Source organism: Frankia sp. CcMO1, assembly GCF_977945845.1.
Genome location: NZ_CDWTMG010000353.1, coordinates 1 through 3,583, shown reverse-complemented (window position 1 = coordinate 3,583; position 3,583 = coordinate 1). Strand labels below are relative to the sequence as shown.

3 protein-coding genes and 1 pseudogene are annotated in these 3,583 nt (G+C 67.8%); 1 reads left to right on the top strand and 3 read right to left on the bottom strand.

Annotated features, from left to right (window positions below; genetic code table 11):
* The 3 genes from AC08OU_RS23645 to prfB all read right to left on the bottom strand — a co-directional run.
* The coding region (locus tag AC08OU_RS23645) for a polysaccharide deacetylase family protein (protein WP_476605852.1) at positions 1-336 on the bottom strand (336 nt) is incomplete at its 3' end.
* Positions 243-767, bottom strand: coding sequence for a hypothetical protein (locus AC08OU_RS23640; RefSeq protein WP_476605851.1), 525 nt, complete (start codon positions 765-767; stop codon positions 243-245). The genes AC08OU_RS23640 and AC08OU_RS23645, both read right to left, overlap by 94 nt.
* Positions 768-1,346: 579 nt before the next feature.
* Positions 1,347-2,447, bottom strand: a complete 1,101-nt coding sequence (gene prfB / locus AC08OU_RS23635; protein ID WP_476601949.1) for a peptide chain release factor 2 — start codon at positions 2,445-2,447, stop codon at positions 1,347-1,349.
* Between the two features lie 822 nt (positions 2,448-3,269).
* Between prfB and AC08OU_RS23630 the strand changes: the two are divergent.
* Positions 3,270-3,583 (top strand): annotated as a pseudogene (locus AC08OU_RS23630) (hypothetical protein); the annotation flags it as partial.

Below are 3,583 nucleotides of genomic sequence, written 5' to 3'. Positions count from 1 at the left end.
GGCGCTGAGCAGGGCGTCGCGATGCCCCTGGGAAACGAGCCGAAGGATGTCGGCCGCTCCAGCGGCCCGATTGACGATCAATCGACTGATGGCGAACCGGGACGACGTCGGTTGATGAATGCGGTACCCGACCTCACAGGCCGATTCGAACCCGGCGGCCGCGACGACATGGCGCACCGACGCGCAGTGATAACCGAAGGGGTAGCAGAAACTGTCCGGACGCCGGCCGGTTCTCTCCTCGATCAGCCGCCGGCTGGCGGTGACATCGTACCGCGCCAAGGCGGTCGGCACCACGTCGAGCTCCAGATGACGGTGACCGTGCGAGCCGAGCTCGATGCCCTCTCCGGCGAGCGCGGCGAGGTCGGACCAGTCCAGCAGGGGAGGTTGCGCTCGGTGTAGCCATCCAGCCAGGTGGCGCGCCGGCCAACGAAGGCGGTCGGCACGTACAGGGTAGCGCTGGCACCGATCGCCCGCAGAGCGGGCACCGCGGTGGTGACGAAGTCCTCGAAGCCGTTCTCGAAGGTGATCACCACCTGGCGGCGGGCGGGATGCGCCAGCGCGTCAGTGAGACCGGTGAGGTGGTAACCGCTTTCGGCGAGGGCCTCGAGCTGCTCGGCGAAGGCACCGGGAGGGAGCTCCCAGCGTCGGAAGTCCGCACTCACCGAATCACCGACGCCGTGGTACATAAGGACGGGCAGGGGCATCGTGGGCGCACCGTCGAACACGCCGGAGGCGGCGCCGGACGCCGCGGGCGCCAGGGAGGTCACGGCTTTCCCGTACCGGCGAGACTGGCCATCCTGCCCGGATTTGCACCGTTATTTCCACACAGATACATGCGTGCATTCGTGTGCAGGGACACAGACCGCACTCCCTCCGCGACAGCGGTTCGCAATCGTGAACGACCAGGTGACACGGGCGTACATCCCATCGAGTGAAGCAGTAGACGGACCAGATCAAGACACCGAAACTAAAACATCGACCGGTCCGCGAACTACCCGGAACTCTACACGTGTATACCCGGCATGCCAATGACGTCAGGAGATCCGGTGGAGTCCTCCCCCGACGCCGGGCCGGGCCGCCGGCCGAGCCTACGTCACACCGGCGTTCCCACCACGGCCGGATCTTTGTCTTTTCACCGTCCGTTCCCCGAGAGGCAGGCAGCATTCGGATGCCGTCCCGGAAACGGGAGACCTCCGGACCTCCGGACCTCCGGACCTCCGGAACCGGAACGCCGGGCGCGTATCGTCCCGCCGGGCCACGAGCGCCCGGACGGTGCGGCGAGGATTGCCCGCTCAGCCCGGAACCAGGCGCATCCCGGGCGTCGGCAAAAGCTCCGAAGAACCCTCTCACGCCTGATTCTCGACCGACCGCCGCCACCGGATCTCCGCGTCGATGAAATCATCGAGCTCGCCGTCGAGAACACCGCTGGTATTCGAGGTCTCGGTGTCGGTACGCAGATCCTTCACCATCTGGTACGGGTGGAGGACATAGTTACGGATCTGTGATCCGAAGGAGACGTCCTGTGGCCCGCCGGTGATGCGCTGTTTCTCCGCCGCTTCCTCGGCCCGCCGCCGCTCCAGGAGCTTCGCCTGCAACACGATCATCGCGGCGGCCTTGTTCTGGAGCTGGCTGCGCTCGTTCTGGCACGTCACCACGATGCCCGTGGGCAGATGCGTGATGCGGACCGCGGAGTCGGTGGTGTTGACCCCCTGTCCACCCGGGCCGGACGAACGGAAAATATCGATACGCAGATCCTTGTCGTCGATGTCGACGTGGTCGGACAGCTCGACGACCGGGGTGACCTCCACCCCGGCGAAGGAGGTCTGCCGCCGGTTCTGGTTGTCGAACGGCGAAATCCGGACGAGCCGGTGCACCCCGTGCTCACTGCGCAGCGTCCCGTACGCATAGGGCGCCTTGACCTGGAAGGTTGCCGACTTCAGACCCGCCTCCTCAGCCTCGGAGGTGTCAAAGACCTCCGTGGCGTAGCCATGCCGCTCGGCCCACCGCAGGTACATCCGAAGCAACATCGCCGTCCAGTCGGCCGCGTCCACCCCGCCGGCCCCGGCCGAGAGCTGCACGATCGCGTCCCGCTCGTCGTACTCGCCGGACAGCAGGGTCCGGACCTCGAGACCGGCGATGTCATTGGACAGCCTGGGAAAATCGGCTGCGGCCTCGGCGAGTAGATCCTCGTCGCCGAGGTCCGCGGCGGCGGCGATGTCGTCGAGACGGCGACGCAACCCCTCCACCCTGGCGATGTCCCCGCGCGTCGACGACAACCTGCGGGTGACAGCCTGGGCCCGGTCCTGATCGGACCAGAGGTCGGGGTCCGCAGCCTGACGCTCCAGATCCTCGGCGCGACGGCGCAACCCCTCCACGTCGAGAACCGTCTCGATGCCGGTCAACGTGGCATCCAGCTGTTTGATCTCCTCGGACAGGTCGACGGCCATGCTGTTCACCTTACCGGCGGCACTCGGGGGCCACCGCCAGGACGGATCTTGCCCGCCCGGGCGGGAGCCGGCCGAGCTCGCATCGGCGTCGCGCCGAGCCCCGCGGCGACCTCCCCGCGGTCTCCCGACGGCATCCCGACCGGGAAACATCATCATGGCGAAACATGCAATGACTCGACGACACGAGGATGAAACATTCGCAGGATGCCACGAGAATTTCGGCCAACCGGCGCCCGCACTGCGGACAATCGTTGCGGCGGCCCCAGGCAGTCAGGCGGTTCAGCCATCCGACAACAACCTCCGACAACAACCGACGCCAATCCCTGAAGAGACACGTACCACATCGCCGAGTGCGCACAACTCGGCGCGTCCGCGGCCCCCGAACGATACCGTCGAAGACGGCGCTTCGCGCACGAATACGTGAACGCCGGGTTTCGTCGGGACAGTGCGGCCTCGCGACCATATGGGTGTCGGATGCGGAGAGCTCAGCTGCAGAGAGCTCAGACGCATCGACCGGTGCGCGCGTGTACACCGGTCGATGTCGCCGGGACGGGACGGGACGAAGGCTCGAGGACCGGCCACTACCACGGGGAAGAGGAGGAAGGCCGCCGTGAATAACCGGATCTGTCGTCCGAGCGATCGGATCACGCCGTTGGCGGCGACGACTCACCGCCCCGTCGCGTGCCGGCGGAAGGCCGCGATCATTCCCGCAGGAGCACGGAGGGTCCCATCGTCTCGGAGGTCTCGGAGGTCTCGGAGGTCTCGGAGGTCGCGGACCGACGCTCTGTCCTGGTTGCCACCGGCCTCGCGGCGGTGGGCTCCGTGAGTCTGCGCGACGACGCATCCGGCCTGCACGAGGCCTGCATGGCCGCCCTGACCGCGACGGTCAGGGCCTACGAGACGTCTGATCTGATCACTACCACGTCCGCCCTGGTCTCGTTGGAGCGCACGACACAGACCGTGCCCCGGGAGCACCGGCTGCGCGGCCGGCCATCGCTGGAGTGGATGCGGCTGCACGCGGCGGTCACGACGGTGGCGGCCGCCACCGCCTACGACCGCGGCAAACACTCCGACGCCGCCGTGCGGGCCGACCGGGCCGCGGCGCTCGCCCGGGCGGCCGGGGACGGGCCACTCGC